The 23,393-nt window shown below is 70.7% G+C and carries 24 protein-coding genes; 15 read left to right on the top strand and 9 right to left on the bottom strand.

The genetic code is table 11. From position 1 onward, the window contains the following. Positions 1-296: 296 nt before the first annotated feature. Positions 297-2,219 carry a M10 family metallopeptidase gene (locus BM140_RS07830; RefSeq protein ID WP_091943730.1) on the bottom strand — a complete coding sequence of 641 codons (1,923 nt, stop codon included), beginning with the start codon at positions 2,217-2,219 and terminating at the stop codon, positions 297-299. Between the two features lie 222 nt (positions 2,220-2,441). Between BM140_RS07830 and BM140_RS07825 the strand changes: the two genes are divergently transcribed. From BM140_RS07825 to BM140_RS07810, 4 genes are all read left to right on the top strand, one after another. Beyond that, positions 2,442-3,992 (top strand): CYTH and CHAD domain-containing protein, encoded by a 1,551-nt coding sequence (locus BM140_RS07825; protein WP_091943728.1) that lies wholly within the window; start codon positions 2,442-2,444, stop codon positions 3,990-3,992. A gap of 140 nt (positions 3,993-4,132) precedes the next feature. Beyond that, positions 4,133-4,639: a CYTH domain-containing protein gene (locus BM140_RS07820; RefSeq protein ID WP_091943726.1), complete on the top strand. Its 507-nt coding sequence runs from the start codon at positions 4,133-4,135 to the stop codon at positions 4,637-4,639. A gap of 76 nt (positions 4,640-4,715) precedes the next feature. Next, positions 4,716-4,913, top strand: a complete 198-nt coding sequence (locus BM140_RS07815) for a hypothetical protein (protein ID WP_091943725.1) — start codon at positions 4,716-4,718, stop codon at positions 4,911-4,913. A gap of 161 nt (positions 4,914-5,074) precedes the next feature. Then, positions 5,075-6,016, top strand: coding sequence for a hypothetical protein (locus BM140_RS07810; RefSeq protein WP_091943723.1), 942 nt, complete (start codon positions 5,075-5,077; stop codon positions 6,014-6,016). A gap of 4 nt (positions 6,017-6,020) precedes the next feature. Here BM140_RS07810 and BM140_RS07805 read toward each other — a convergent pair whose 3' ends face one another. The 4 genes from BM140_RS07805 to BM140_RS07790 all read right to left on the bottom strand — a co-directional run bounded on the left by BM140_RS07805 (position 6,021) and on the right by BM140_RS07790 (position 10,109). After that, positions 6,021-6,860 carry an alpha/beta hydrolase gene (locus BM140_RS07805; protein ID WP_091943721.1) on the bottom strand — a complete coding sequence of 280 codons (840 nt, stop codon included), beginning with the start codon at positions 6,858-6,860 and terminating at the stop codon, positions 6,021-6,023. 159 nt (positions 6,861-7,019) lie between these two features. Further along, entirely contained in the window at positions 7,020-7,802 is a 783-nt protein-coding gene (locus tag BM140_RS07800; RefSeq protein ID WP_091943719.1) for an anti-sigma factor family protein, read from the bottom strand. A 121-nt stretch (positions 7,803-7,923) separates the two neighbouring features. Then, positions 7,924-8,496 carry a sigma-70 family RNA polymerase sigma factor gene (locus BM140_RS07795; protein WP_091943717.1) on the bottom strand — a complete coding sequence of 191 codons (573 nt, stop codon included), beginning with the start codon at positions 8,494-8,496 and terminating at the stop codon, positions 7,924-7,926. A gap of 320 nt (positions 8,497-8,816) precedes the next feature. Beyond that, entirely contained in the window at positions 8,817-10,109 is a 1,293-nt protein-coding gene (locus BM140_RS07790; RefSeq protein ID WP_091943715.1) for a L,D-transpeptidase family protein, read from the bottom strand. A gap of 337 nt (positions 10,110-10,446) precedes the next feature. Here BM140_RS07790 and BM140_RS07785 point away from each other — a divergent pair, with 337 nt between their 5' ends. The 6 genes from BM140_RS07785 (at position 10,447) to BM140_RS07760 (ending at position 15,868) form a co-directional block, all read left to right on the top strand. Beyond that, complete coding sequence (locus tag BM140_RS07785) at positions 10,447-10,830, top strand: hypothetical protein (RefSeq protein WP_091943713.1); 384 nt, start codon at positions 10,447-10,449, stop codon at positions 10,828-10,830. Positions 10,831-10,967: 137 nt separating this feature from the next. After that, complete coding sequence (locus BM140_RS07780; protein WP_091943711.1) at positions 10,968-11,978, top strand: DUF1775 domain-containing protein; 1,011 nt, start codon at positions 10,968-10,970, stop codon at positions 11,976-11,978. 119 nt (positions 11,979-12,097) lie between these two features. Next, the gene (locus tag BM140_RS07775) at positions 12,098-12,598 is read left to right on the top strand and encodes a copper chaperone PCu(A)C (RefSeq protein WP_091943709.1); all 501 of its coding nucleotides are present in this window, start codon (positions 12,098-12,100) and stop codon (positions 12,596-12,598) included. Then, positions 12,582-13,217 carry an SCO family protein gene (locus tag BM140_RS07770; RefSeq protein WP_091943707.1) on the top strand — a complete coding sequence of 212 codons (636 nt, stop codon included), beginning with the start codon at positions 12,582-12,584 and terminating at the stop codon, positions 13,215-13,217. The genes BM140_RS07775 and BM140_RS07770 overlap by 17 nt, the downstream gene beginning before the upstream one ends. 131 nt (positions 13,218-13,348) lie before the next feature. Continuing rightward, positions 13,349-13,669, top strand: coding sequence for a hypothetical protein (locus BM140_RS07765; protein WP_342030025.1), 321 nt, complete (start codon positions 13,349-13,351; stop codon positions 13,667-13,669). Between the two features lie 45 nt (positions 13,670-13,714). Next, positions 13,715-15,868 (top strand): TonB-dependent receptor family protein, encoded by a 2,154-nt coding sequence (locus tag BM140_RS07760; protein ID WP_091943703.1) that lies wholly within the window; start codon positions 13,715-13,717, stop codon positions 15,866-15,868. A gap of 15 nt (positions 15,869-15,883) precedes the next feature. Here BM140_RS07760 and BM140_RS07755 read toward each other — a convergent pair whose 3' ends face one another. After that, the gene (locus BM140_RS07755) at positions 15,884-16,543 is read right to left on the bottom strand and encodes a GntR family transcriptional regulator (RefSeq protein WP_091943701.1); all 660 of its coding nucleotides are present in this window, start codon (positions 16,541-16,543) and stop codon (positions 15,884-15,886) included. Positions 16,544-16,733: 190 nt separating this feature from the next. Here BM140_RS07755 and dctP point away from each other — a divergent pair, with 190 nt between their 5' ends. From dctP to BM140_RS07735, 4 genes are all read left to right on the top strand, one after another. Then, complete coding sequence (gene dctP / locus BM140_RS07750; protein WP_091943827.1) at positions 16,734-17,756, top strand: TRAP transporter substrate-binding protein DctP; 1,023 nt, start codon at positions 16,734-16,736, stop codon at positions 17,754-17,756. Then, a complete protein-coding gene (locus BM140_RS07745; RefSeq protein ID WP_091943700.1) occupies positions 17,753-18,430 on the top strand; it encodes a TRAP transporter small permease in 678 nt (225 codons plus the stop codon). Before dctP ends, BM140_RS07745 begins: the two co-directional genes overlap by 4 nt. After that, positions 18,427-19,779, top strand: a complete 1,353-nt coding sequence (locus tag BM140_RS07740; RefSeq protein ID WP_091943698.1) for a TRAP transporter large permease — start codon at positions 18,427-18,429, stop codon at positions 19,777-19,779. The genes BM140_RS07745 and BM140_RS07740 overlap by 4 nt, the downstream gene beginning before the upstream one ends. Positions 19,780-20,001: 222 nt before the next feature. Then, complete coding sequence (locus tag BM140_RS07735; protein WP_091943696.1) at positions 20,002-20,181, top strand: hypothetical protein; 180 nt, start codon at positions 20,002-20,004, stop codon at positions 20,179-20,181. A 3-nt stretch (positions 20,182-20,184) separates the two neighbouring features. Here BM140_RS07735 and BM140_RS07730 read toward each other — a convergent pair whose 3' ends face one another. Beyond that, positions 20,185-21,243, bottom strand: a complete 1,059-nt coding sequence (locus tag BM140_RS07730) for a cysteine synthase A (RefSeq protein WP_091943694.1) — start codon at positions 21,241-21,243, stop codon at positions 20,185-20,187. A gap of 69 nt (positions 21,244-21,312) precedes the next feature. Beyond that, complete coding sequence (locus BM140_RS07725) at positions 21,313-21,510, bottom strand: hypothetical protein (protein ID WP_091943692.1); 198 nt, start codon at positions 21,508-21,510, stop codon at positions 21,313-21,315. Positions 21,511-21,671: 161 nt separating this feature from the next. On the opposite strand from BM140_RS07725, the gene BM140_RS07720 reads away from it, so the two are divergent. Beyond that, positions 21,672-21,896, top strand: a complete 225-nt coding sequence (locus tag BM140_RS07720; protein WP_091943690.1) for a hypothetical protein — start codon at positions 21,672-21,674, stop codon at positions 21,894-21,896. A 10-nt stretch (positions 21,897-21,906) separates the two neighbouring features. Here the strand turns inward: BM140_RS07720 and BM140_RS07715 are convergent, their stop codons facing one another. Next, positions 21,907-23,382 (bottom strand): trypsin-like peptidase domain-containing protein, encoded by a 1,476-nt coding sequence (locus BM140_RS07715; protein ID WP_091943688.1) that lies wholly within the window; start codon positions 23,380-23,382, stop codon positions 21,907-21,909. Positions 23,383-23,393 lie beyond the last annotated feature (11 nt).

Below are 23,393 nucleotides of genomic sequence, written 5' to 3'. Positions count from 1 at the left end.
GCTCGGGGCATGCGGCGCGCCGCCCGCGGAAGGCGGCCCACCGCGAAGGAGTCTAGGGCGGTCGATGGACGGGATGTAGGGGCCTCGTCTCCCGATCGCACGGGGCGAAGCGTGGGACGGCCCGCCGTCCTTACCCCAAAGATGCCGCTCGCGTGAGAGGCTGCCGCAGCCTTCCTTCGCCCGCTCACGCGCAAAGGCCGCGCCCGACCCGACATATCGGATCGGACACGGCCCCGGACCGCACGCGTCGTTCTGGGATGCGCCCTACTCACGGCCGGGCGCATCCCCGGCCCGCATCAGGCGATGAGGAAGTCGGCGTGGGTGATCGCCGCCTTGTTGTCGAGCACGGCGAACTTCACCGCCGCCGCCTTGCCGGAGCCGTCGGCATCGTAGAACAGGTCGCCGTTGCGGCTGTCGTAGAGGATGTGGTCGTCGGCATCGACCTTGGCCTTGGCGATGTCCTTGAACTCGATCCCCTTGAGCTCGCCCGGTGCGAGCGCCGAGAAGAGGCTCTTGCTCAGCCGGATCGTGTCCTCGGTGGCGAAGTCGACGATGTGATCGACGTTGCCCCGACCGAGAGTGGTGGCGAAGACGAAGGTGTCGCTGCCGCCCCGGCCCATCAGCACGTCGAGGCCGGCACCGCCGTTCAGCACGTTGGCGCCGTTGTTGCCCACCAGAGTCTGGCCGAATTCGTTGCCGGTCAGGTCGAGGGCGGCCTTGCCGGTCGAGGAGAGGAGCTGAAGCCCCTCGACCTCCTGCCCGGCGGACAGCGTATAGCTGACGAGGGACAGCACCTTGTCGTTGCCGCCTCTCACCGCCTCGACGACGCGGTCGCCGGCATTGTCGACGATGTAGGTGTCGTTGCCGCCGCGGCCGTTCAGCAGGTCGCGGCCGCCGCCGCCGTTGAGCACATTGGCGCCGTTGTTGCCCACCAGCGACTGGCCGAATTCGTTGCCCGTCAGGTCGAGCTTCGCCTGGCCGGTGGCGGAAAGCAGTTGCAGGGCCTCGATCTGCTGCCCGGCGGACAGGGTGTAGTTGACGAAGGACAACACGATGTCGCTGCCTGCCGAGGCCGCCTCGACGACGGCGTCGCGGGCGTTGTCGACGATGTAGGTGTCGTTGCCGGCCCCGCCCGCCATCCGGTCCGCGCCGGCTCCGCCGTTGAGGATGTTGTTGCCGACATTGCCGACGAGGGTGTCGGCGGCCGACCCGCCCGTGGCGTTCTCGATCAGGTTGACGATGACGCCGTCGACCGTGTGGGCGAGGGCGAGGCCGATGTTGTTGGCGACCTTGCCGATGGTCGAGAAGGCGCCGGGATTGAGGTCGATCTTGACCGAGCCGCTCTGGTTCGACGCGTCGAGCGTGTCGATGCCGCCGGCATCCCAGACGGTGAGGAGCGCGGTGCGGCCGTTGGCCAGCAGCCCGCCGTCCTTGAGGGCGTACTGGCCCTTGGCGCCGAAATAGGTGGTGGCGCCGGTGCGGGTCTCGAGGTTGGCGCCGTAGAGCTTCTGGATCGCGGCGATGTCGTACATCATCGGCGTGATCGGCCAGTCCTGATCGGCGGCCGGGATGCCCTCCATGCCCGGATGGGCGACGTAGGACATCACGGTGTACTGGTTGTTGTGGAAGGGGGTCGGCGAGGTCGGCTCGCCCACGCCCGCGGGATGCTCGAGGCCGAGAGCATGGCCGAGTTCGTGCAGATAGGTCTGCCAGCCGGTGTTGCCGTAGACGGCGCCGACCTGGAGCGGGTTGCCGGTGTTGACCCAGAAGTCGCCGTGCGCGGACGGTACGCCGAGCCGGCCCGCGGGGTTGTCCGCGTCGGTGGATCGGGGCAGGGCCGGCACGAAGCCGAACAGGTTCTCGTCCGCGAATTCGTAGGAGCCGAGGGTGATGTCGGCGGTCTTCACGCCGGGTCCCGGCTTGACCTCGACGAGGTTGAGCTTGGCCACGTCCGCCCACTCACGGATGGCGAGCCGCGTCAACGCCGCCTCTGCCTTGCCCATGGCGACGCTCGCACCAAACGGGACGACCGAATTCAGCGCCGGATTGTCGTCCTCCGAGATCAGGTAGGAATCGACCTTGCCGTCCTTGTTGGTGTCGATCGTGGGGTAGTAGTCCGGCACCTGGGTGATGAAGGCGTAGGTGATCGTCCGATTTCCGGTGTGCCAACCGCCGGCATCGTCGACGAGCAGGGAATCGGGGGTGATGGGGGAAGCCATGGTCGTGTCACCGGTTTGAGGGCGACCGCACTTCTATAAGCTCGACCGTAACGGTTCCACAAAACGGTTTGACAATTTTCGCGACGGTCGGGGGCCTGAGGAAGGCCCGCGGGATCGGGCCCGCGCAGGCCCGATCCAACGGCGTCCTGCCGCGTTGTCCGATCGCATGAACGGCCGCGCCGCGGCAGAACACGACACAGAACGAGGATCGGAACGAACCGGATGAGCGAGCCGCGGGAGATCGAACTGAAGCTGGAATGCGAGCCGTCGGACCTCGCCGTGCTGCAGGACCATCCGCTGCTGCGGGAGGCATCGGAGCGAGGCGAGGCGGACCTCGTCTCGGCCTATTACGACACGCCGGAGCGGGACCTGCGCGAGGCCGGTCTCGGGCTGCGGGTCCGCCGGATCGGGGAGCGCTTCGTCCAGACCCTCAAGGCGGAGGGCGACGGCCTGTTCGCCCGGCCCGAATGGGAACAGGCGATCGAAGGTCCCGCGCCCGACCTCGGCGCCCTCGCCGACACGCCGCTTCCCGGCATCCTCGACGCCGACGCCACGCTCGCGCCGCTCTTCACCACCGCGGTGACGCGCAAGACCTATCGGGTGAGCCAGGGCAGCTCGACGGTCGAAATCGCCCTCGACACCGGCCGCATCGAGGCGCCCGCCGCAGGCGACCGGATCGCGACGATCTGCGAGATCGAGCTGGAACTGAAGGAGGGCGAGGCCAGCGACCTGTTCGCCCTGGCCCATGCGGTGGCCGCCCTGGTTCCGGTGCGGCTCGGGGTGCGGACCAAGGCCGAGCGGGGCTATGCGTTGGCCGACGGCACGCTGGAGCGCGTCCACAAGGCCGAGGCCGTGCCGCTGCGGGAGGGGGCCAGCGCCGCGGACGCCTTCCGGACCATTGCCCATGCCTGCCTGCGCCACATGCGGCTCAACGAGGCGGTGCTGCTGGAGCGGCGGGACGCGGGCGCGCTGCACCAGATGCGCGTGGCGATCCGGCGTCTGCGCTCGGCCTTCTCGCTGTTCGGCGACCTCGTGGAGGACGCGCAGGGCGAGCGGCTGCAGGCCGAACTGAAGCGGATGACCGAGCCGCTCGGCCGCGCGCGCAACCTCGACGTCTTCCTGTCGACCACCCTGCCGGCCGAGCGCGAGCGCCATCCCGACGAGGTCGGCCTGCTCGGCCTGGAGCGGCAATTGGAGGAGGCGCGAACCAAGGCCTATGCCGAGGTCGAGGCGCTGATCACCTCCGAGGCTTGGCGCGCCCTCCTGCTCGACCTGATCGGCTGGATCAATGCCGGCCCGTGGCTGCGGGACCGGAGCGGCGACCGGCCGGTGCGCCGCGACGAGCCCGCGCGCGACTTCGCCGAGCGCGAACTCGACCGCCGTCGTCGGCAGGTGAAGAAGCGCGGGCGGCGCCTCGACCGGCTCAGCCCCGAGGAGCGCCACCGGGTCCGCATCGCCGCCAAGAAGCTGCGCTACGGTGCGGAGTTCTTCGCCGGCCTCTATCCCGGCCGCAAGGCGGGCCGGCGCCACGCCGCCTTCGCCAAGGCGCTCTCCGGCCTTCAGGATCAGCTCGGCGCGCTCAACGACATCGCCACCGCCCACGAGGTGGTGCGCACGGAAGTGGTGGCGGAAGCCGGGATCGCCGCCGGGGCCTCGACGCTGTTCGCCGCCGGCATGGCCGCCGCCGATGTCGAGACCCGCGAGCGGGAGCTGCTCGATGAGGCCGCGGAGGCGCATGCGGAACTGGTCGACGCCAAGCCGTTCTGGCGCTGAGCCGTCGTCGGGATGCGGCGAGCCCCGCGCGCGCCGCATCCACCGGACGCTTCACCTCGGATGGCGCGCAATCCGGTTTTAGCCTAAGCGACCGGTATGAAGGAGGCGGGCGGGCCCTGCCCTCCAGCCACCCAATCGTGATGCGTTTCGAGATCGAGCGGAAGTTCCTGGTCGTCCATGACGGCTGGAAGGCGGGCGTGATCGGCCGGCGGCGGCTGACCGACGGCCTCGTCGGGCAGTTCGAGAACGGGAAGGTGCGGGTGCGGCTCGACGAGGAGCGCGCCTACCTCACCGTGAAGGGCGAGCGCCAGGGCCTCGGCCGGCCGGAATTCGAGTACGAGATCCCGCGGGCGGACGGGGAGGCGATGCTCCGGCTCGTCTGCGACGCCTGCCTGATCGAGAAGACCCGCCACCGGGTGCTCCATGGCGGGCTGATCTGGGAGGTCGACGTCTATAACGGCGCCCTCGAAGGCATGATCCTGGCCGAGGTCGAATTGGAGCACGAGGCCCAGACCTATTCCCCGCCCGACTGGCTCGGCCGGGAGGTCACCGCCGACCCGCGCTTCCGCCAATCGACCCTGCTGCGGCTCTCCCGCGAGGCCGGTCGCACCGTGACGCTCGACGAGGTGCTCTCCGCCGTCCTGTGAGACCCGCGACATCGCTGCCCGGAACGGCGCCCGCGGGGTGAGGTTGCCCGGTCTCACGCTGGAAGGAGATCCGAGGATGTCGAAGCACCTCAAGACCGACACCCCGACCGACGCCGACCTCAAGGGCAATCCCGGCATCGGCCAGTCCAAGGGTCTGGCCGGCACCGACCCGGCGGACATCGAGGCCGACGCGACCTTCGAGGGCGACGTGGAGAACGAGACGACCCCGGAAGGCGGGATCGATCCGGATCATCGCGGGCGCAAGAACGCGTAGGCGCGTCAGGGCCGTCGCTCGAAACGCTGGCCCCGGTCGATGCGTCCGGCTCCCCTTGACGGATGAGCGCCCGCCGGGCTCTCCAACGAACCGGCCTCGAATCGGCCAGGGGAGTGACGGGTGTTCCCGCCGCTCTCCGGACAGACCGGAAGAGACGACGGGTGCAAGGGGAGCAGGAAGGTCGCGGCGGGGCAGAACTGGACGGTTCGCTGTTCCGGCGCTTCCTTCCGGAGATCGACCACCGCACCACCGGCGAAATCCTGAGCCATCCGGATTTCGCGCGGATGCGGCCCGTCTACATCGCCGCCACCACGGCGCAGTACGAGATCACCGCGCTGCCGGGACAGTGGCAGAGCACCGCCGGCCGCGTGGCCGCGCTCGGTGCCATCATCTGCAATGATGCCGTCTTCGATCCCGCGGACCGGGCGACCTGGCCGACGCTGGCGCGCTTCAAGCAATCGGTCGCGGTGTTCGGCCTGACGAGCCCGCGGCAGAACGACGAGATCGTCGCCCGCCTCGTGACGACCGGCCACCTCACTCTGGAGCGCCCGCCCGAGGACGGACGCGTGCGGCTGCTGCGTCCCAGAGAGTCTCTTCTCGCCTGGGACCGTGAGGTCATCGCCTCCTATTACGGCGTGCTCCGACAGCTCTATCCCGAGACCGGGTACGGTCCGGCGCTCGCCCGCGACCCCGCCTTCCAGCGGGCGCAGCGCGGCGTCGCCACGACGATGTTCCCCGTCATCGGAGGCTTCCTGGCGGCCAACACCGACCTTCTGCCGTTCCTCTCGATGAACAACGGCGTGCATGTGCTGCTCATGCTGGCGGAGGCGAGCGCCGCCGACCCGACGGCCCCGGTGCGCGAGAGCGCCCTCGCCGGGCTGAAGCCGCGCTTCGGCTTCTCCCGCTCGCATGTCCGCAACGTGCTGATCGCGGCGGAGGCGCACGGCCTCGTCGTGCGCCGGGGTCCGGTCGGCCTCGGACTGACCCCGCGGGGCTCGGCGGCCCTCGACCGGTTCATCGCCGACACGCTGGCCTCGCACGACATGACCTACCGCATGGCCCGGCGGGCGATGGAGACGCCGCCGCTGCGGCCTTGCGGCTGACGGCTCAGGGCGCCGCCGCCTGAGCCGACCCGGCGCCGCACCGCTCCTTCAGCCGGGCACGGAACAGCGCCTCGGCCTCGGCGTCGGCCTCGCCCAGGATCGACACGTGGTCGCCGGGGATCAAGCGGAACTGCGCCGACGGGCCGGCGGCGGCGGCGAGCCGCGCGGCGAGCTTGGCCGGCACGACGGGATCGTGCGTGCCTTGGACGATCAGCACCGGCTCGGTGCGGCCGGTAATGCGGCGGTCCGAGCGATAGGTGTCGGCGAGCAGCCAGCGGCTCGGCACGAACGGGAACCGCAAGGCGACGAGGTGGCTCATCGAGTCGAACGGGGCTTCGAGATAAAGCCCGAGATGCGGCGCCCGCTCGGCCACCGCGACGGCGACGGCGGCGCCGAGGGAATGTCCGTGCAGCAGGATCGGCGCGCCAGGCGCCCGCTCGGCGGCGGCGACGTAGGCGGCGATGCCGTCGCGAATCAGACCATCCTCGCTCGGGCGACCGGTGGAACCCGGATAGCCGCGATAGGACGGGGCCAGGACGCCCCAGCCGCCCTGCCGCCACGCGGCCTCGGAGAAGCGCTCCGCATGGGGCTCCGGCACGGAGGCGTTGCCGTGGAAGCTCACGACGACGCCGCAGCCCGGCAGCGGCGGCCGCCAGAGCGCGTGCAGGCTCTCGCCGTCGGCGGTGTGCAGCGTGATGGCCTCGGCCCCGGCGACCGCCGCGGCGGACGGGCGCTCCAGCCAAGCCCCCGGATAGATCAGCCGCCGCTGCCCCAGGGCAAGGGACAGCACGGCGACGCCGTAGAGGCCGGCAAAGGCGAGGACGAGAAGGCCGAGGACGCGCATGGACCCGAGGCTGCGGCGAACACAACGGGAATAAGGCGCGGGCCGGGAATGGGTAGGGCCAATCCCGCGACCGTGATCGGCGGAGACGCAAAGCCCCGCGCCGGATCGGGAAATCCGGAACGGGGCTCGGGACGTGAAGCGCCGACGGCGCGGTTCGGATCAGTGGCGTAGGGAGGCGAGGCGGGCGGCGGCGGCGTGCAGGCCGGGCTCGTCGCGCGGGCCGCTGAGGGCGTAGGCGGTGTGGCCGTTGCGCCAGTAGGCGGTGGTGCCGTCGCCCGAGCGGGTCACCGGCTCGCTGCCCTCGGGGACGACCGTGCCGCTGCTGCGCTTGGCGAAGAGCGACAGCTCGCCGATGTCCTTCGCCTCGATCTCGATCTCGACGCCGGTGCCGTGGCGGCCGGGGAAGATCTGCACGTCGCGAACGACCCAGCCGTTCGGCATCTCCGGCAGATCGATGCCGGTGGCGGCTTCGAGATCGGCGGTGTCATAGGCCGCGCTCGCGCGCTGCGAGACCGTGCGAGCCCGGATCTGCACCGCTTCGCGCGCCTGCTGCGCCTCCTCGGCCAGGGCCGGGTCGATCGGCGAGGCGATGGAGATCGGCACGCCGAAGGTGCCGATCTCGGTATGCGCGAGCCAGCCGGCGCCGACGAGGACGGCGATGGCGGCGGCCCGGCGCAGGCGGTTGCCGACCCGCTGCCACGCCAGCGCCCGGTCGATGCGGCGGGCGCCGGAGCGCAGGCGCTCGGGGCCGCCGGACATCGGCAGCGCGACCGGCTGCGCGAAGGCCTCGCGCAGGGCGTCGCGGTCCCGCAGGTCCGCCATCACCACGACGGCGTCCTCGGGATGGCGCGCGAGATGCGCTTCGACCTCGACGCGGCGCATCGGGTCGAGTTCGCCATCGACATAGGCGATGAGATCGGTTTGCGTGATCGGGTCGACCATCAGCCCACTCCGATTGTCCTTTCCGCCAGCCAAGCCTTTCGACCTTCTGGCCCGATGCCTCTTCCTTCGCCCCCTCGCACCGGGAGCGCTCTCGTCGTCTCTCGCATCCTGAAACGCCGGATCAGGCGGCGCTTTCCCGGCCGACGATGCGCAGATGCGGTCGTCCTCGCTCGGAGGGCTCGTCGGACGCGGAGGCCGAGCCCCGCGACTTGCGGCTGCCCTCCTCGAAGGCGCGGAGCGCCGCGCGACCGCGGCCGAGCCGCGACATCAGGGTGCCGATCGGGATGCCGAGCACCTCCGCCGCGTCGGCATAGGCCATGCCTTCCAGGGTGACGAGGTGGAGCGCGGCGCGCTGTTCCTCGGGCAGGCTCTCGAAGGCCTTGCGGATCTGCATGAGCCGCACCTGACCCTCCTGGGCGGGCAGCGCGACATCGTCGGAGAGCTGGACCAGCACATCGGCGTGCCGGGCCTCGACCCGCTTGCGGCGCTGGTCGTCGATGAAGACGTTGTGGAGCACCGTCATCATCCAGGTGCGCAGGTTCGTATCCGGCCGCAGGTTGGCACGAGATTCGAGCGCGCGCACCAGAGTGTCGTGGACGAGGTCGTCCGCCTTGATCGCGTCCCGTGTGAGCGAGCGGGCGTAGCGCCGCAACGGCACGAGGAGATCGACGATTTCGGGGCGTTTCGAGCGCATGCGATCTGGCACCATGTCGAGTTAACGCGGGCGCCCTCGCCTTTAATCCCTCACCGCGCAGGAAACCCACACGGGGTTGAGGCAACGTCTTGGACATCGGACTCGGCATGCTGTCTCAAGGCGCAAGCCGGCGGCGACCGACCTCGCCGAGGGGCGCATTTTCGGAGAGTGTGGCGGTTCCACGACGGGGCCGGCGGCTTGCGATCCATCGCGGGCCCGGACGAGTCGTCCACCCATGGATCCGCCCATGAAAAAGCCCCGGCGGACAGACATCCGCCGGGGCCCAACGAGGGAAACGGGAGAGACCGAGCCGCTCGGCCTTACTCGTCGCCCGGCTCGAAGGTCTCGGGCTGGGTCGCGGCGGCGCTGGCGACCGGGGTCGGCGCCTCGAGGGTCGAGGGCACGTTGACGCCGTCGCGCTTGTAGATGTCGTCGCGGAACTGGACGGTGCCCTCCGGGGTCGCCCAGGCGGTGATGTAGGTCCAGTAGACCGGCACGGGCTGGGCGAGGCGCGCGTCGATGCGCTGGCCGCCTTCCACCGCGCGCTCGACCGCGGCGCGGTCCCAGCCGGGGGTCTCCTTCAGCAGCCACGTGATGTATTCGCGCACGTTCTGCAGGCGGACGCAGCCCGAGGAGATGAAGCGGAAGTCGTCGCCGAACACGCCGCGGGAATTGGTGTCGTGCATGAACACGCCGTAGGGGTTCGGGATGTTGATGCGCACCACGCCCATCGAGTTGAAGTCGGCGCCCGAATCCTGGCGATAGGTGTAACGAGTGCCCTCGTCCGAGTTCCAGTTGACCTGGCGCGGCGAGATCTCCTGGCCGCCCGAGAGGATGCGGATCTTGTTGTCCGTGAGGTAGTTCGGATCCTTCTGCATCTTCGGGATCAGGTCCTTCTTCACGATGGAAGCCGGGACCGTCCAGGTCGGGTTGAAGTTGATCTCCACCGCCTTGGTGTTCATGATCGGCGACTGGCGGTCGATCTTGCCCACGCCCGCGGCGTGCAGGGTCACGACCTGCCCGTTCTCGACCGTCTGCACCAGAGCGGCCGGGATGTTGGTGATGACGAAGCGCCGGCCGAGATCGCCCGAATACGAGCGCAGGCGGATCACGTTGGTCTCGAGCTGGCGCAGGCGGATGTCGGCCGGGACGTTCATCGCCGCCTGGGTGGCCGGGCTCATCTGGCCGGTCTGCGACAGGCCGTGGCGGGCCTGGAAGCGCTTCACGCCCGCCGCGACGTAGGAATCGTAGACGCCCGCGCCACCCGCGTTGGCGTCGAGGTCACCCGTCACGATCAGGCGCTGGCGCACGGCGGCGACCGCCGGGCCGCGGGAGCCGACGCGCAGACCCGCCGCGCCGGAGACCGGCTGCCAGCCGCCGCGGGCGACGATGGCGCGGTACTTCTCGACCATCGCCTCGGTGGCCGCGATGGTCTGCGGCGACAGGATCGGCGTCGAGGAGCGCGTCACCTGCATGGTCGAGGGCGAGGAATAGTCCTGCGCCCACTCGGCCTGGGCGAAGCCCGGCTCGCGGGCGAGGGCCGGCCCGGCCAGCAGCGTGGCCGCCGCCAGAGCGAAAGCGAGGGAACGGGTGGGGCGCGCGGTCTTCAGCATCGATCCGGGGCTCTGGATGAAGGTGCGGTTCGGTGGGTCCGGCCGGGACGACAGTCCCGCCAAGTCCTCGTGCCGCCGTTGTCGGGGTCTTAGCGTTAAGAAGCCATGCCGTTCCGGGCCATATTGTGGCGCCCCTGGTGCCGTGGCGCACGTGACCGCGCGGGTGGGGCGCTGGAGTCACGGATAGCGGCCAAGAGGGCTTCCCGTGTTCGGGACGCCCGGAGCGCGGCGCGCCGCGGCTGCCGCTGCGCGAGGCCGGACCGGAGGCAGGGCGCTCGCCCGGCCTGCGACGCGAATCCGCTGGCGGCCCGCACGCGGCTGTTCTAGGTCTTGGATCATGCCGACGAACCACCGCGACCGGACCGGGCGTGCGCCGCGCCGCCTGCGCGCGCTCACGGCCGTCGTCGCGCTCTATGCGCTGGTGCTCCAGGCCCTGCTCGGGGGCATCGCGACGCTGCCGGTGACGGGTGCGTCCGGTCTCCTCTGCGCCGCCCAGGCCGAGGCGGCGCCCGAGAGCCAGTCCGCAACGCTCCCGCCCCACGCCGCCTGCTGCCATGCGGCGAGCCACACCCCGTCCGCCGCCCCGCCGCCGGCGCTGGCGAGTTCGCCGGCCCGGCGCGAGTCGGACGCGACGGCGACCGACTGGCGGGCGCGCACCCGCCTCGCCGCCCGCGCACCGCCCTTCCTGATCGCCAGCGCCCGCGCGCCGCCGCTCGCCTGATCCCGCCTCTCCCGCAGGCCGTCCGCGCGGCCATCGCGGGATCGCGCCCCGCGCGCTCTCCCCGGCCGAGCCGGCCGAAAGTGCCGGCCGAGCGAGCCGCGTGCGACCTTCGACATCAGCTTCTTTTCGGATCGCCCATGCCCCACGCCCGCCCGCGCGCCGCCCTGCCGGCCGCCCTCGTCCTTCTGCCCGTCTTCGTCACCGCCGCCTCGGCCCATGCCGTGCTGGAGCGCAAGGAGGCCGCGCCCAACGCCGCCTATCGCGGCGTCGTCCAGATCATGCACGGCTGCGACGGCAAGCCGACCACCCGGGTCAGCGTCACGATCCCGGAGGGCGTGACCGGGGCCAAGCCGATGCCCAAGCCCGGGTGGACGCTGGCCACCACGCGCTCGGCCTATGCGAAAGCCTACCCGTCGTTCCACGGCACCGTCAGCGAAGGCGTCACCACGATCACGTGGAGCGGCGGCAGCCTGCCCGACGATCAGGTCGACGAATTCACCTTCCTCGCCCGCGTCTCGGACGATTTCGCGCCGGGGGCGACGATCTACTTCCCCGTCGAGCAGGATTGCACCGAGGGCGGTTACCGTTGGAGCGAGGTTCCGGCGCAGGGCGAAGGCGCCCGTGCCCTCAAGACGCCCGCCCCCGCCGTGCGGATCGTCGCCGCCAACACGACCGCGCCGGCCCCCGTCAAGGCCGAGGCGGCGGCCAGGACCGGTGCCCTGGCCGTCGAGTCGCCGTGGCTGCGCGCCACACCCGGCGGGGCCAAGGTCGCGGGCGGCTACGTGACCGTGCGCAACACCGGCACCGAGCCCGACCGGCTGACCGGCGCCACCATCGCCCGAGCCGGGCGGGGTGAGATCCATTCGATGTCGACGGAGAACGGCGTGATGAAGATGGCCCCGGTCGAAGGGGGCCTGTCCATCGCGCCCGGCGAGAGCGTGGCGCTCAAGCCCGGCGGCCTGCACCTGATGTTCCTCGACCTGAGCGACGGCCTGCGGGCCGGCGAGTCCGTGCCCGGCACGCTCATTTTCGAGCGGGCCGGCGCCGTTCCGGTGACCTTCACGGTCGCGCCGATCGGAGCGCAGGGGCCCACCGCCCAAGCCCCCGGCGCGGCGCCCGAGAGCGGTGGCCACGCCCATCATCACTGAGCCGGGACCGGCGTGCGACGCCGCGTCCGCCCCGGCCGTTCCCACGGCCTCCCCATCTCTTCCCGACGCCTCCGCGCCCCGCGGCCGACGCCCGGAGCGCCCACGACCGGAGACAGACCATGCGCCTTCGTCCCTCGCGCCTTGCCGCCCTCGCGCTCGCCCTCGCCGCCCTGTCGGCGGGCCCGCTCTCGGCCCACGATTACAAGGCGGGCCCGCTGAAGATCGACCATCCCTGGTCCCGCGCGACGCCGGGCGGGGCCAAGGTCGCGGCGGGCTATCTCAGCGTCACCAATACGGGCGCGAGCCCCGACCGCCTCACCGGCGCGAGCATCACCGCGGCGGGCCGGGCCGAGCTGCACTCCATGTCGACGGAGAACGGCGTGATGAAGATGGCCCCGCTCCCCAACGGCCTGGAGATCGCGCCCGGCGCCACGCTGACGCTGGCGCCCAGCGGCAACCACCTGATGTTCCTCGACCTGAAGCAGCCGTTCAAGAAGGGCGAGCGCGTCGCCGGCACCCTCACCTTCGAGAAGGCCGGCACGGTGCCGGTGGAGTTCGTCGTCGAGGGATTGGCGGCCAAGGGGCCGGATCAGGGACACGACCATGACCATGCCCACTGAGCCCGAGCGCCCCCGGGCGCAGCGGGGCGGCGGCCTGATCCTCGCCGTCTTCGCCCTCGGGCTCGCCGCCATCGTCGGGACGACGGTGGCGTTCCTGCCGCGGGGGCCGAAGCCCCCGCCGATCTCGGTGGTGGGCGGTTCGTTCCGGCTCGACTCCTCGAAGGGCGGCGTGCTCGATTCGCGCACGCTTCTGGGCAAGCCGTTCCTCGTATTCTTCGGCTTCACCCAATGCCCCAATGTCTGCCCGACGACGCTGGCGGACCTCGGCAACCTGCTCGACGCCTTCGCGAAGGAGGGGGGCGACCTTCAGGCCTACTACGTCACCGTCGATCCCGAGCAGGACACGCCGGAGGTGATGCGCGACTACATGGCCTCGTTCAGCGAGCGCATCACCGGCCTGACCGGCAGCCCCGAGGCGATCGAGCGGGTGACGCGCGCCTACCGCGCCGAGGTGAAGCGGGTGCCGCTGGCTGGCGGGGGCAGCACCATCGAGCACAGCCTGATGGTCTACATGATGGACCGCGACGGCGGCTTCGTCGGCCCGCTCGATCTCGGGGCCGGGCACCCCCTCGCCCTCAAGCAACTGCATCGGCTCGTCGCGGGCGGGCGCCCCAGCTGAGCGGCCGTCCCGGAGATGGAAATCGCGCGGCCGCCGCGCGGATCCGCATTGACGTACGGCCAAGCTTGACTCTAGCTGGCCCGATGCGAAGGCGCCTGCCCGGATGGACCGCGTGTCGCGCGGTCGTCGCCGTGGCCGCGCTCTACGCGCTCGCCCTGCAGGCCTTGCTGGGCCAGGCCGCCTTCGTGGGAAACTTCGGGCCCGCGCACATCCTCTGCGCCCCCGAGGCGGGGGAGGCCGACGGATCGTCGAAGCATCCGGCCCACGCCCACCTGCCCTGCTGCCCCGCCGCCCACGCGGTGACCGCACCGGCCCTTCCGCCGACGGTCGCCACCGCCGTCGTCTGGCCGGTCACCCCGGTTCACCGGGTCGCTTGGCGCCCCGAAGTCACCGCCTCTCCCCGCGCCCCGCCGGGCACCCGTCCCCGCGTCCGAGCGCCCCCCGTCGCCTGATCGATCGCCCCTTCCCGATCCTTCAGACCACGGACCTGTCCAGCCATGACCTCTTCCCGACGGGGCGCGCCGCGTGCCGCCCTGCCTGTGCTCGCCTGCCTGACGACCGTCTCCCCCGCCATCGCCCAGGCCCCGCCCGGCCGCACGCAAGCCCCGCCCGGCAGTGCGACGACCCTGGCCGAGATCAGCGTCGCCGGCGAACGCCGCCCCGATCCCCGCGAGACAGCCGGCTCGCTGACCGTGCCGAGCCTCGCCGCCCAGCGGGCGGCCGTGGAATCCACCGTCGGCTCGGTCGCCTTCGTCGACGCCGCCGCCTACCAGAACACCTACGCCAACACCGTGCGCGACGTGCTCAAGGACGTGCCCGGCGTGTTCGTGCAGACCCGCTACGGTCAGGAGATGCGGCTCTCGATCCGCGGCTCCGGCATCGCCCGCGGCTTCCACGTGCGCGGCATCGAGCTGTTGCAGGACGGCATTCCGCTCAACCTCGCCGACGGCAGCGGCGACTTCTACCAGATCGATCCGCTGGCCCTGCGCTCCATCGAGGTGTTCAAGGGCGGCAACGCGCTCAGTTTCGGCGCCACCACGCTCGGCGGCGCGGTCAACTTCGTGACGCCGACCGCCTACACGGCGCTCGCGCCCAACATCCTCCGCTTCGAGGCCGGCAGCTTCAACACCTTCCGCGAGAGCTTCCAGTTCTCGCGCATCTCGGGTCCGGCCGACTTCCTGATCTCCGGCACGCTGACGAACTCGGACGGCTATCGAACCCACGAGACCCAGCGCACGCAGAACTTCAACGCCAATCTCGGCTACCGGATCGCGCCGGGCATCGAGACGCGGTTCTATGTCGGCCTCTACGACACAGACCAGAAGCTGCCCGGCACGCTGACCCTCGACACGGCGCTGACGAACCCGAGCGTCGCCAACCTCAACGCGGTGAACAACAACCAATCGCGAAAGGTGCAGGCCGAGCGGATCGCCAACCGCACCTCGTTCGAACTCGATGTCGGCCGCCTCGACATCGATTCCTGGGCGATCCACAAGAACCTCTACCATCCGATCTTTCAGGTGATCGATCAGGACGGCTGGACCTACGGCGTCTCGCCCCACTGGTCCGGCACCTTCGATATCGCGGGCTATCGCAACGACCTGCTCCTCGGCCTGCGGGCGTTCGCCGGGATCAACGATGCCCGGCAATTCCAGAACGTCGCCGGTTTGCGCGGCGCCCAGACCCTGCGCGCTGTCCAGAGCGCCTCGAACTACGAGGCCTATGCCGAGAACCGGTTCTGGTTCCTGCCCGACCTCGCGCTGATGACCGGGGCCAAGGCCTTCTCCTCGAACCGCACCTACAGCAACAAGGGCGGCTTCCCGCCGCTGAATCCGGTCCCGCGCTACGCCGACGCGACCTACGAGGGCGTGAACCCGAAGGTCGGCCTGCTGTGGCAGCCGCTGCCGACCGTACAGGTCTTCGCCGACGCGACCCGCTCGGCCGACGTGCCGGATTTTTCGGACCTCGCGCAAATGAACACGGCGGGCACGACCTTCGTGCCGCTCAAGGCGCAGCGCGCCTGGACCTACGAGGCCGGCACCCGCGGCCGGCTCGAAAGCTGGACCTGGGACGTGACGCTCTACCGGGCCGAGGTGCGCGACACGTTGATCAACTTCAACACGGCCACGGCCAGCGCGGCGGGCGTGCCGGCGGCGACCTTCAACGCGCCGCGCACCCGGCACCAGGGCATCGAGGCGGCGCTCGGATACGACCTCTCGCGCGACCTCACCGGCATCGGCGACCGCCTAAACCTCACGCAGATCTGGACGCACAACGACTTCCGCTTCGTCGGCGACCCGGTCTACGTCAACAACCGCATCGCCGGCATCCCGCAGGACGTGCTGCGCACGGTTCTGAGCTACGCCCATCCGAGCGGATTCTATCTCACGCCTTCGATCGACTGGGTGCCGCAGGGGGCCTTTGCCGATCATGGCAACGCGCAACGGGTGCCGGGCTACGCGCTCTTCAACGTGCAGACGGGCATCGACTTCTCGAACGGCGTCTCGCTGTTCGTGGACGCCCGCAATCTGACCGACGAGCGATACATCTCCGACATCTCGGTGCTGGCGCTGGCGCCGAATGCAGCCTCGGCGATCTACTATCCCGGAATCGGCCGAAGCGTGTTCGGCGGCATCCGGGCCTCGTTCTGAAGTTCCGGCGGGCCCTCACGCCGCGCTGGTGTCGAGGGCCCGCAGGTTGGCCACAAGCTCTGAAAACCCGTCGCCCTGGATCAGCACGTGGCGGCGCAGTTGCTCGGCCGCCGTCGCGCCGTCGCCCGCCCGGATCGCGGCCACCACCGCCTCGTGCTCGGACAGCGACTGCGCCACCCGGTGACGGGTGCGCAGTTGCAGCCGCCGATAGGGCGAGAGGCGCCGGTGCAGCGCCAAAGCCTGCCCGCACAGGAAGGCGTTGCGGCAGGCTCGATAGATCACGGTGTGGAACACGTAGTTCTCGCCGTAATAGGCCTCCGGGTCGCCCTCGGCCGCGGCGCGGCGGCAGGCGTCGAGGGCGGCGTTCAGCTCGGTCTCCAATTCCGGCGTGAGGCGGCGCGCGGCGAGCCGCCCGCAGGACGCCTCCAGTTCCGCCATCGTCTCGAACATCTCGAGCAGATGCCCCGGCTCGGGGGCGCTCACCACCATGCCCTTGCGCGGCTTGGTCTCGACGAGGCCCGTGGCGGCCAGTTGCAGCAGCGCCTCGCGGATCGGCGTGCGCGACACCCCGAACCGCTCGGCGAGCTGGGTCTCGTCGAGACGCGCGCCCACGGCGAGGCGACCGTCAACGATCTCGTCCTCGATCGTCTGCCGCAGGCGCTGGGTCTGATTCATGGGGACGGCTCGTCGGCGATTTTGTGCCGAGCCATATTCGGAGCGGTTGACAAAATATGCAAGATGGCGCGATCTTGTATATTATGTTGCGCAGCAAGAATATATTGCAGCGCACAAAAAGCTGCAAAAGCAGCGACCGCGCGCGCATTCGCGAAAGCGGATTTCGGAAGGAAACGCCATGACGAACGCCATGACGCTGAGCCGCCGCCACCTCCTCGCGGCCGGGCTCGCCGCGCCGGCCCTGCTGACGCTCGGCCGCGGCTCCGCCCGCGCGGCCACGACCCTCAAGATCTCGCATCAGTTCCCCGGCGGCTCGATCGACGAGGGCGATTTCCGCGACCGGATGTGCCGCAAGTTCGCCGCCGCGGTGAAGGAGCGCTCGAAGGGGGCGCTCGACGTGCAGGTCTATCCCGGCTCGTCCCTGATGAAGACCAACGCGCAGTTCAGCGCCATGCGCAAAGGGGCGCTCGACCTCTCGCTCTACCCCTCGCCCTACGCGGGCGGCGAGGTGCCCGAGATGAATATCGGCCTGATGCCGGCCCTGGTGCCCTCCTACGCCCAGGCCGTGGCCTGGAAGAGTGCGCCGGTCGGCAAGAAGCTCACCGAGATCCTCGACGCCAAGGGCATCGTCCTCGTCTCGTGGGTCTGGCAGGCCGGCGGCGTCGCCAGCCGCGAGCGCCCGCTGCTGACGCCTGAGGACGCCAAGGGCATGAAGGTCCGCGGCGGCTCGCGCGAGATGGACCTGATGATGAAGCAGGCGGGTGCCGCGACCCTGTCGCTACCCTCGAACGAATCCTACGCCGCGATGCAGACCGGCGCCTGCGACGCGGTCCTGACCTCCTCCACCAGCCTGATCTCGTTCCGCCTGGAGGAAATCTCAAAGGCCCTGACCTCGGGCCGCGAGCGCTCCTACTGGTTCATGCTGGAGCCGATCATGATGTCCAAGATCGTGTTCTCGGGCCTGCCCAAGGACCAGCAGGACCTGATCATGGCGGTCGGTGCCGAGCTGGAGAGTTTCGGGCAGGAAGGCGCCAAGGCCGACGACACCAAGGTCGAGGAGGTCTTCTCCAAGGCCGGCGCCAAGGTCGTCCACATGGACGAGGCGACGCTGGGCAAGTGGCGCGACATCGCCCGCGACACCGCCTGGAAGGACTTCGCCAACAAGAACGCCTCCTGCGCCGAGCTCCTCAAGCTGGCGGAGCAGGTCGCGTGAGCCACGCCTTCGACGCGGCCTCGGCCGCCTCCGAGACCCGCAAGGCCGAGGAACCGCGCGTTCCCGGCCTCCTCGGGGTCATCGACCGGACGCTGCGCCGGCTCAACCACGCCATCCTGGTCTGCGGCGGCATCGCCCTCGTCGCGGCCTGCCTCGTCCTCAGCTACTCGGTGGTGATCCGCTACGTCCTGCACGAGCCGACCGAGTGGCAGGACGAGACCGCCGTGTTTCTGATCGTCGGCGCGACCTTCCTCTCGGCGGCGGGCGTGCAGGCCAAGCGCGGCCACGTCGCCATCGAGGCGCTGACCGGCCTGCTCTCGCCCGCGGTCAACCGGGTGCGCCTCATCCTCGTCGATGTGGTGAGCCTCGCCTTCGTGGCCTTCTTCGCCTGGAAGAGCTGGAGCCTGTTCCACGAGGCCTGGGTCGACGGCCAGATCTCGCAATCGACCTGGGGACCGCCGCTCTGGATCCCCTACGTGCTGATGTCGGCGGGCATGACCCTTCTGACGATCCAGTTCGTCCTGCAGATCTCGCAAGCCGTGCTCTACGGGCCGTGGGCGGCGGGTTTCGCCGGTCGCAAAGTCGGCATGGGCGCCGACCTCAACAAGAACCGCGACGACGCGGCCGCCCTCTCGGGCGCTCCGCTCCACACCAAGACGGGGGGACACCGATGAGCACCGCCGCGATCGGCTTCCTCTATGCCGGGGCGACGCTGGGGGCGATGCTGTCGGGCATCCCCATCGCCTTCGCGCTCGGCTTCGTGGCGCTCGCCTTCATGTACGTGTTCATGCCCGCCGCCTCGCTCGATACGGTGGCGCAGAACGTCTACGAGGAGATGGCCTCGATCACGCTCCTGTCGATCCCGCTCTTCATCCTGAAGGGCGCGGCGATCGGGCGGTCCCGCGCCGGCCAGGATCTCTACTCGGCGATGCATGCCTGGATGCACCGCATCCCGGGGGGCCTCGGCATCGCCAACGTCTTCGCCTGCGCGCTGTTTGCCGCCATGGCCGGCTCCTCGCCCGCGACCTGCTCGGCGATCGGCTCGGCCGGCATTCCGGAGATGCGCAAGCGCGGCTACTCGCCGGGCTTCGCCGCCGGGATCATCGCGGCCGGCGGCACCCTCGGCATCCTGCTGCCGCCCTCGATCACCATGATCCTCTACGCGGTCGCCGCCGAGCAGTCGCTGGGCCGCCTGTTCCTCGCCGGCATCGGGCCGGGCTTCCTCTTGGTCGCGCTGTTTGCCGGCTGGTCGGTGTTCCGCTTCCGCTCAGAGTTCGCCGCCGCCAAGGCGGCCTACGAGCGGACGGGAACGCAGCACCCGATCCTGAAGGAAGACACCTACAGCATGCGCGAGCGCTTCTCGACGCTGCCGCGGGTGCTGCCCTTCGTGGTGCTGCTCACCGGCGTCATGGTCGCGCTCTACGGCGGCTACGCCACGCCCTCCGAGACGGCGGGGCTCGGCGGCCTGCTGGCCTTGGCGCTCATCGCGGTGATCTACGGCGTCTGGCGCTTCCGCGACCTCGACCCGATCCTGACCGCGACGCTGCGGGAATCGACCATGCTGATGCTGATCATCGGCATGTCGCTCCTCTACGCCTACGTGATGAGCTACCTCCACATCTCCCAGGCGGCGGCGCAGGCCATCGTCGAGATGCAGCTCTCGCCCTGGGTGCTGCTCGCCACCATCCTGTCGCTGGTGATCGCGCTGGGCTTCTTCCTGCCGCCGGTCTCGATCATCCTGATGACGGCGCCGATCATCCTGCCGCCGTTGAAGGCCGCCGGGTTCGACCTCGTCTGGTTCGGCGTGGTGATGACGATCACCATGGAGATGGGCCTGATCCACCCGCCGGTGGGCCTCAACATCTTCGTCATCAAGAACATCGCCCCCGACATCCCGTTGAAGGACATCATCTGGGGCACGCTGCCCTTCGTGATCCTGATGGCCGTGGCGATCGTCCTGCTCTGCCTGATGCCGGGCATCGCCCTCTGGCTGCCGGACCTGCTGCTGCCCTCGACGCGGTAGGCGTCCTTTCAGGAGCCTCGAAACGGCGTCCGATCCGGGAGGATCGGGCGCCGTTTCGCGTCCGGAGCATCGGCCCGAACGGTGGCCGCCGGCTTTCGGGCCGATGCGACACGAGCCTCCGGGCGCCCCACGGTGAACCGTCCGTCAACGATCCCGGTAAAACCCGCCTTAACCGTCTCCTGCCAAAGTACGGTCTTCGAGGGGCCGGACGGGAGACGATCCGTGACGAAGACGGTCACCGAGACGAAGTCGACGGCGGGCGACGCCGTCCCGCCGCTCAGCCAGGGCGTGCGCCGCCATCTCGGCAAGAACCTGCGCAGCCTCTACGCCGGCTGCCTCACCGAACCCGTCGGCGAGCGCATCGAAGCCCTGATCGCCCGTCTCGGAAAGACGCGGGGGTAACCTTCAGGCCCGCCAGTCCGGCAGATCGCCCGCCGCCGCGCCGAGCCAATCCGGCGTCGGCAGGCCGCGCTCCTTGAGGAAGGCCGGATTGAACAGCTTCGAGGCGTAGCGCGCCGCCCCGTCGCACAGGATCGTCACGATGGTGTGGCCGGGGCCCAAGGCGCGGGCGAGGCGGATCGCGCCGGCCACGTTGATTCCCGAGGAGCCGCCGAGGGACAGCCCCTCCTCCCGCATCAGCCGGAAGACGATCTCCAGCGCTTCCGCGTCCGGGATCCGGAAGGAGTGATCGGGCGCGAACCCTTCGAGGTTCTTCGTCACCCGGCCCTGGCCGATGCCCTCGGTGATCGAGGAGCCTTCGGCCTTGAGTGTGCCGGTGCTGTAGAGGCTGTGCAGCGCCGAGCCTTCCGGGTCGGACAGCGCGATCTTCACCTCGGGCTTGGCGGCCCGCAAAGCCTCGGCGACACCCGCCAGCGTGCCGCCGGTCCCGGCGGCGCAGACGAAGCCGTCGACCTTGCCCTCGGTCTGCGCGAAGATTTCCGGGCCGGTGCCCTCGATATGGGCGCGGCGGTTGGCGACGTTGTCGAACTGGTCGGCGAAGAAGGCGCCGGCCGCTTCCGTCTCGGCCAGCCGCTCGGCGAGGCGGCGGGCGGCGTGGACGTAGTTGTTCGGGTTGGCGAAGGGGACGGCGGGCACCTCGACGAGACGGGCGCCCGCGAGCCGCAGCGTCTCCTTCTTCTCCGCCGACTGGGTCTCCGGGATGACGATGACGGTGCGGTAGCCGCGCACCGAGGCGACCAAGGCCAGCCCGATCCCGGTGTTGCCCGCCGTGCCCTCGACGATGGTGCCGCCCGGCCGGATCAGCCCGCGCGCTTCCGCGTCGCGCACGATCGAAAGGGCGGCCCGGTCCTTCACCGACAGGCCGGGATTGAGGAACTCGGCCTTGCCGAGGATGGTGCAGCCGGTTTCCTCGGAAGCACGGCGCAGGCGGATCAGCGGCGTGCCGCCGACCGCGGCCAGAACGTCCTGCGAGACCCGCGGTTGGACGTCGTGGGATGCGGTCATGCGATTAAAACCTCCGGCTCCGGCCCCAGATCGGGCGCCGGATGTCGGCGAGGCTTAATCGCCGGATTTTCAGGAATCCAGATAGCCCGCTTCCTGCAGCGCCTCGGCGACCGCAAGAAAGAAGGGATCGTCCGGCGTCACCGCATCGGGCGACAGATTCCTTCTCTCGGGCTCGGCCTCCGGCGGCACTTCGGGCAGGCGGGCGGCGAGCGCACCGAGCCCGAGCAGGCTCGCCGCGCTCAGAAGGGATTCGCTCAGGGAGATCATGTCGCCACTGTCTCGAAACGGCACATCCGCGAAACCGCATCCGTTAACGAAACCTTGCCGAATTTGCGGCGCAGGGGCCTACCGGACTCGTACAGGCGAGACTGTGGCCGCCGGGCGACAGCCGGTTCACGAGCGGTTCAAGCGTGACGGACGATGAGGGGATGAGTGTGCTCTCCCTGCACCGCTTTCGGGCACCTCAGGCCCCGCCGCCGCCGCAATCGGACCGGAGGGAACACATCGTCAAGCTTCTCGGGCTACCGCCTGGGTGGCGCGCCTTCCCGACCTCCCTCGAAAGTCAAAAGCGTCCCATGACGGTCGTCGTCCTCATCGCCTGCAACCTGCTGCTGGCCGGCCTGTTCTCCCTCGTCGCCGTGGTCCTCGACTGAACGGCTCCCCTCAGCGCCCGCATACGATCCCGACCACCGCACCGAGAACCGGCGCGGCGGCCCTGACAGGCGGGGTCGCGACGGGGGTCGTCCCACTTCCCTTCGACACTTCGGCCAACGCGCTCGCCGGCACCATCGGATAGCGCGTCGGCGGCATGACCCCGGCGATCAGACGTGGGCCCGCGGGCGCCCGCGCCACGAGGCCGACGAGGCGCCCCGCCCGGTCGAGCACGGGTGCGCCGCCCGCGCCCGGCTGAAGCGGCGCGAACACGCCGCCCGGTCCGGCGATGCCGGGGGCGACGCTGCGCCCGCCCCCCGCTTCCGCCGCGAGCACCAGCAAGGCCTCGTCCGCGCCGGGCGCCTCCGTCCGCAGGGCCGGCGCCATGCCGCCGCCGAGCCCCTCGACCCGCAGCACCACCCCGGGGCCGCCCCCCTCGCTCCGGGCCGGCAACCCGCCGATTCGGGGCGCCGGGCAGTTCTCCAGGGCGGAGGCCGCCGTCAGCACCCGCCCGCCGCCGAGGTTCAATCCGGTCGCGGAGGCCCGCGCCTCGCTCGAAGGCGGTGCCAGAGCCGGCGCCGCGGCGAGGCCGGGTCCCGGATTCGGCGCCGGCTTAGGGAGCGCCACCGCTGCGGCCGGCGGCGCCGCCGCGACCGACGGCGACACGCCGTCCGCGGGAAACGGCGAAAAGCTGTTCGCCACCGCGATCACCAGGGGCTCGACCTCGCTCGCCAGCGCCCGGTCGTAGCCCAGGGCGAAGCCGCGGATGCCGGCCTCGCCGAGTGCGTAGCGGACATAGGAGCGCCCAACCGCGGTCTCGGCGGTGACGACGATGAAATCCGGCTTCTTCAGCTTGTAGGTGACCTTGCGCTCCGGGCTCGCGGCGGTGGCGCGCTCGAACAGGGCGTCGAGATCGGTCGTGCCGGGCGGGAAGGAGCGGGTGTCCAGGGTCACGCGCCCGTCGGCGCTCTGCCAGCGGGTGCCGCCGGGCATCAGGCTGCGCTTCGACAGCAGCCGCTCCGGCACGCCGATGACGGCGCCGCTCGCCCCATCCGTCTGGACCCGGAACCGCGCCGCCTTGCGCGCCGCCTCCGCTGCCGTTGCGAGCGCCGCCCGCTCGGGGGCGGCGAGCTGGCCGGTGGGCGCGGCGCCGGTGCGCCGCTGGTAGGTGGCGATTCCTTCGAAAGTCCGGCGCCCGAAGCCGCCGGTCGTGACGCCGTTGTAGTCGCCGGTCCAGACCAGCGCGTCCTGCATCGCGCGCCGCTCGGCCTCCGGCAGCGCCTCGAACGCCGCCCGCGCCGCCTCGAAGGCGGGGTCGGGCGTGGGCGCGGCCGGCTTCGGAGCCGGCGCGGATACACCCTGCGCCGCAGCCCCGAGCGCGAGGCCGAGGCAGGCCAAGGCCGTGATGCCAAGGCTGGCCAAGGCCGCGAGGCCAAGGCTGGCGAAGACCGCGAGGCCCGTTCGCAAAGCTGCCGTCCGCTCACGCATCGCCGTCACCC

Source organism: Methylorubrum salsuginis (assembly GCF_900114375.1).
GTDB classification, from domain to species: Bacteria; Pseudomonadota; Alphaproteobacteria; order Rhizobiales; family Beijerinckiaceae; genus Methylobacterium; species Methylobacterium salsuginis.
This window is presented reverse-complemented; position numbering and strand designations above follow the sequence as displayed.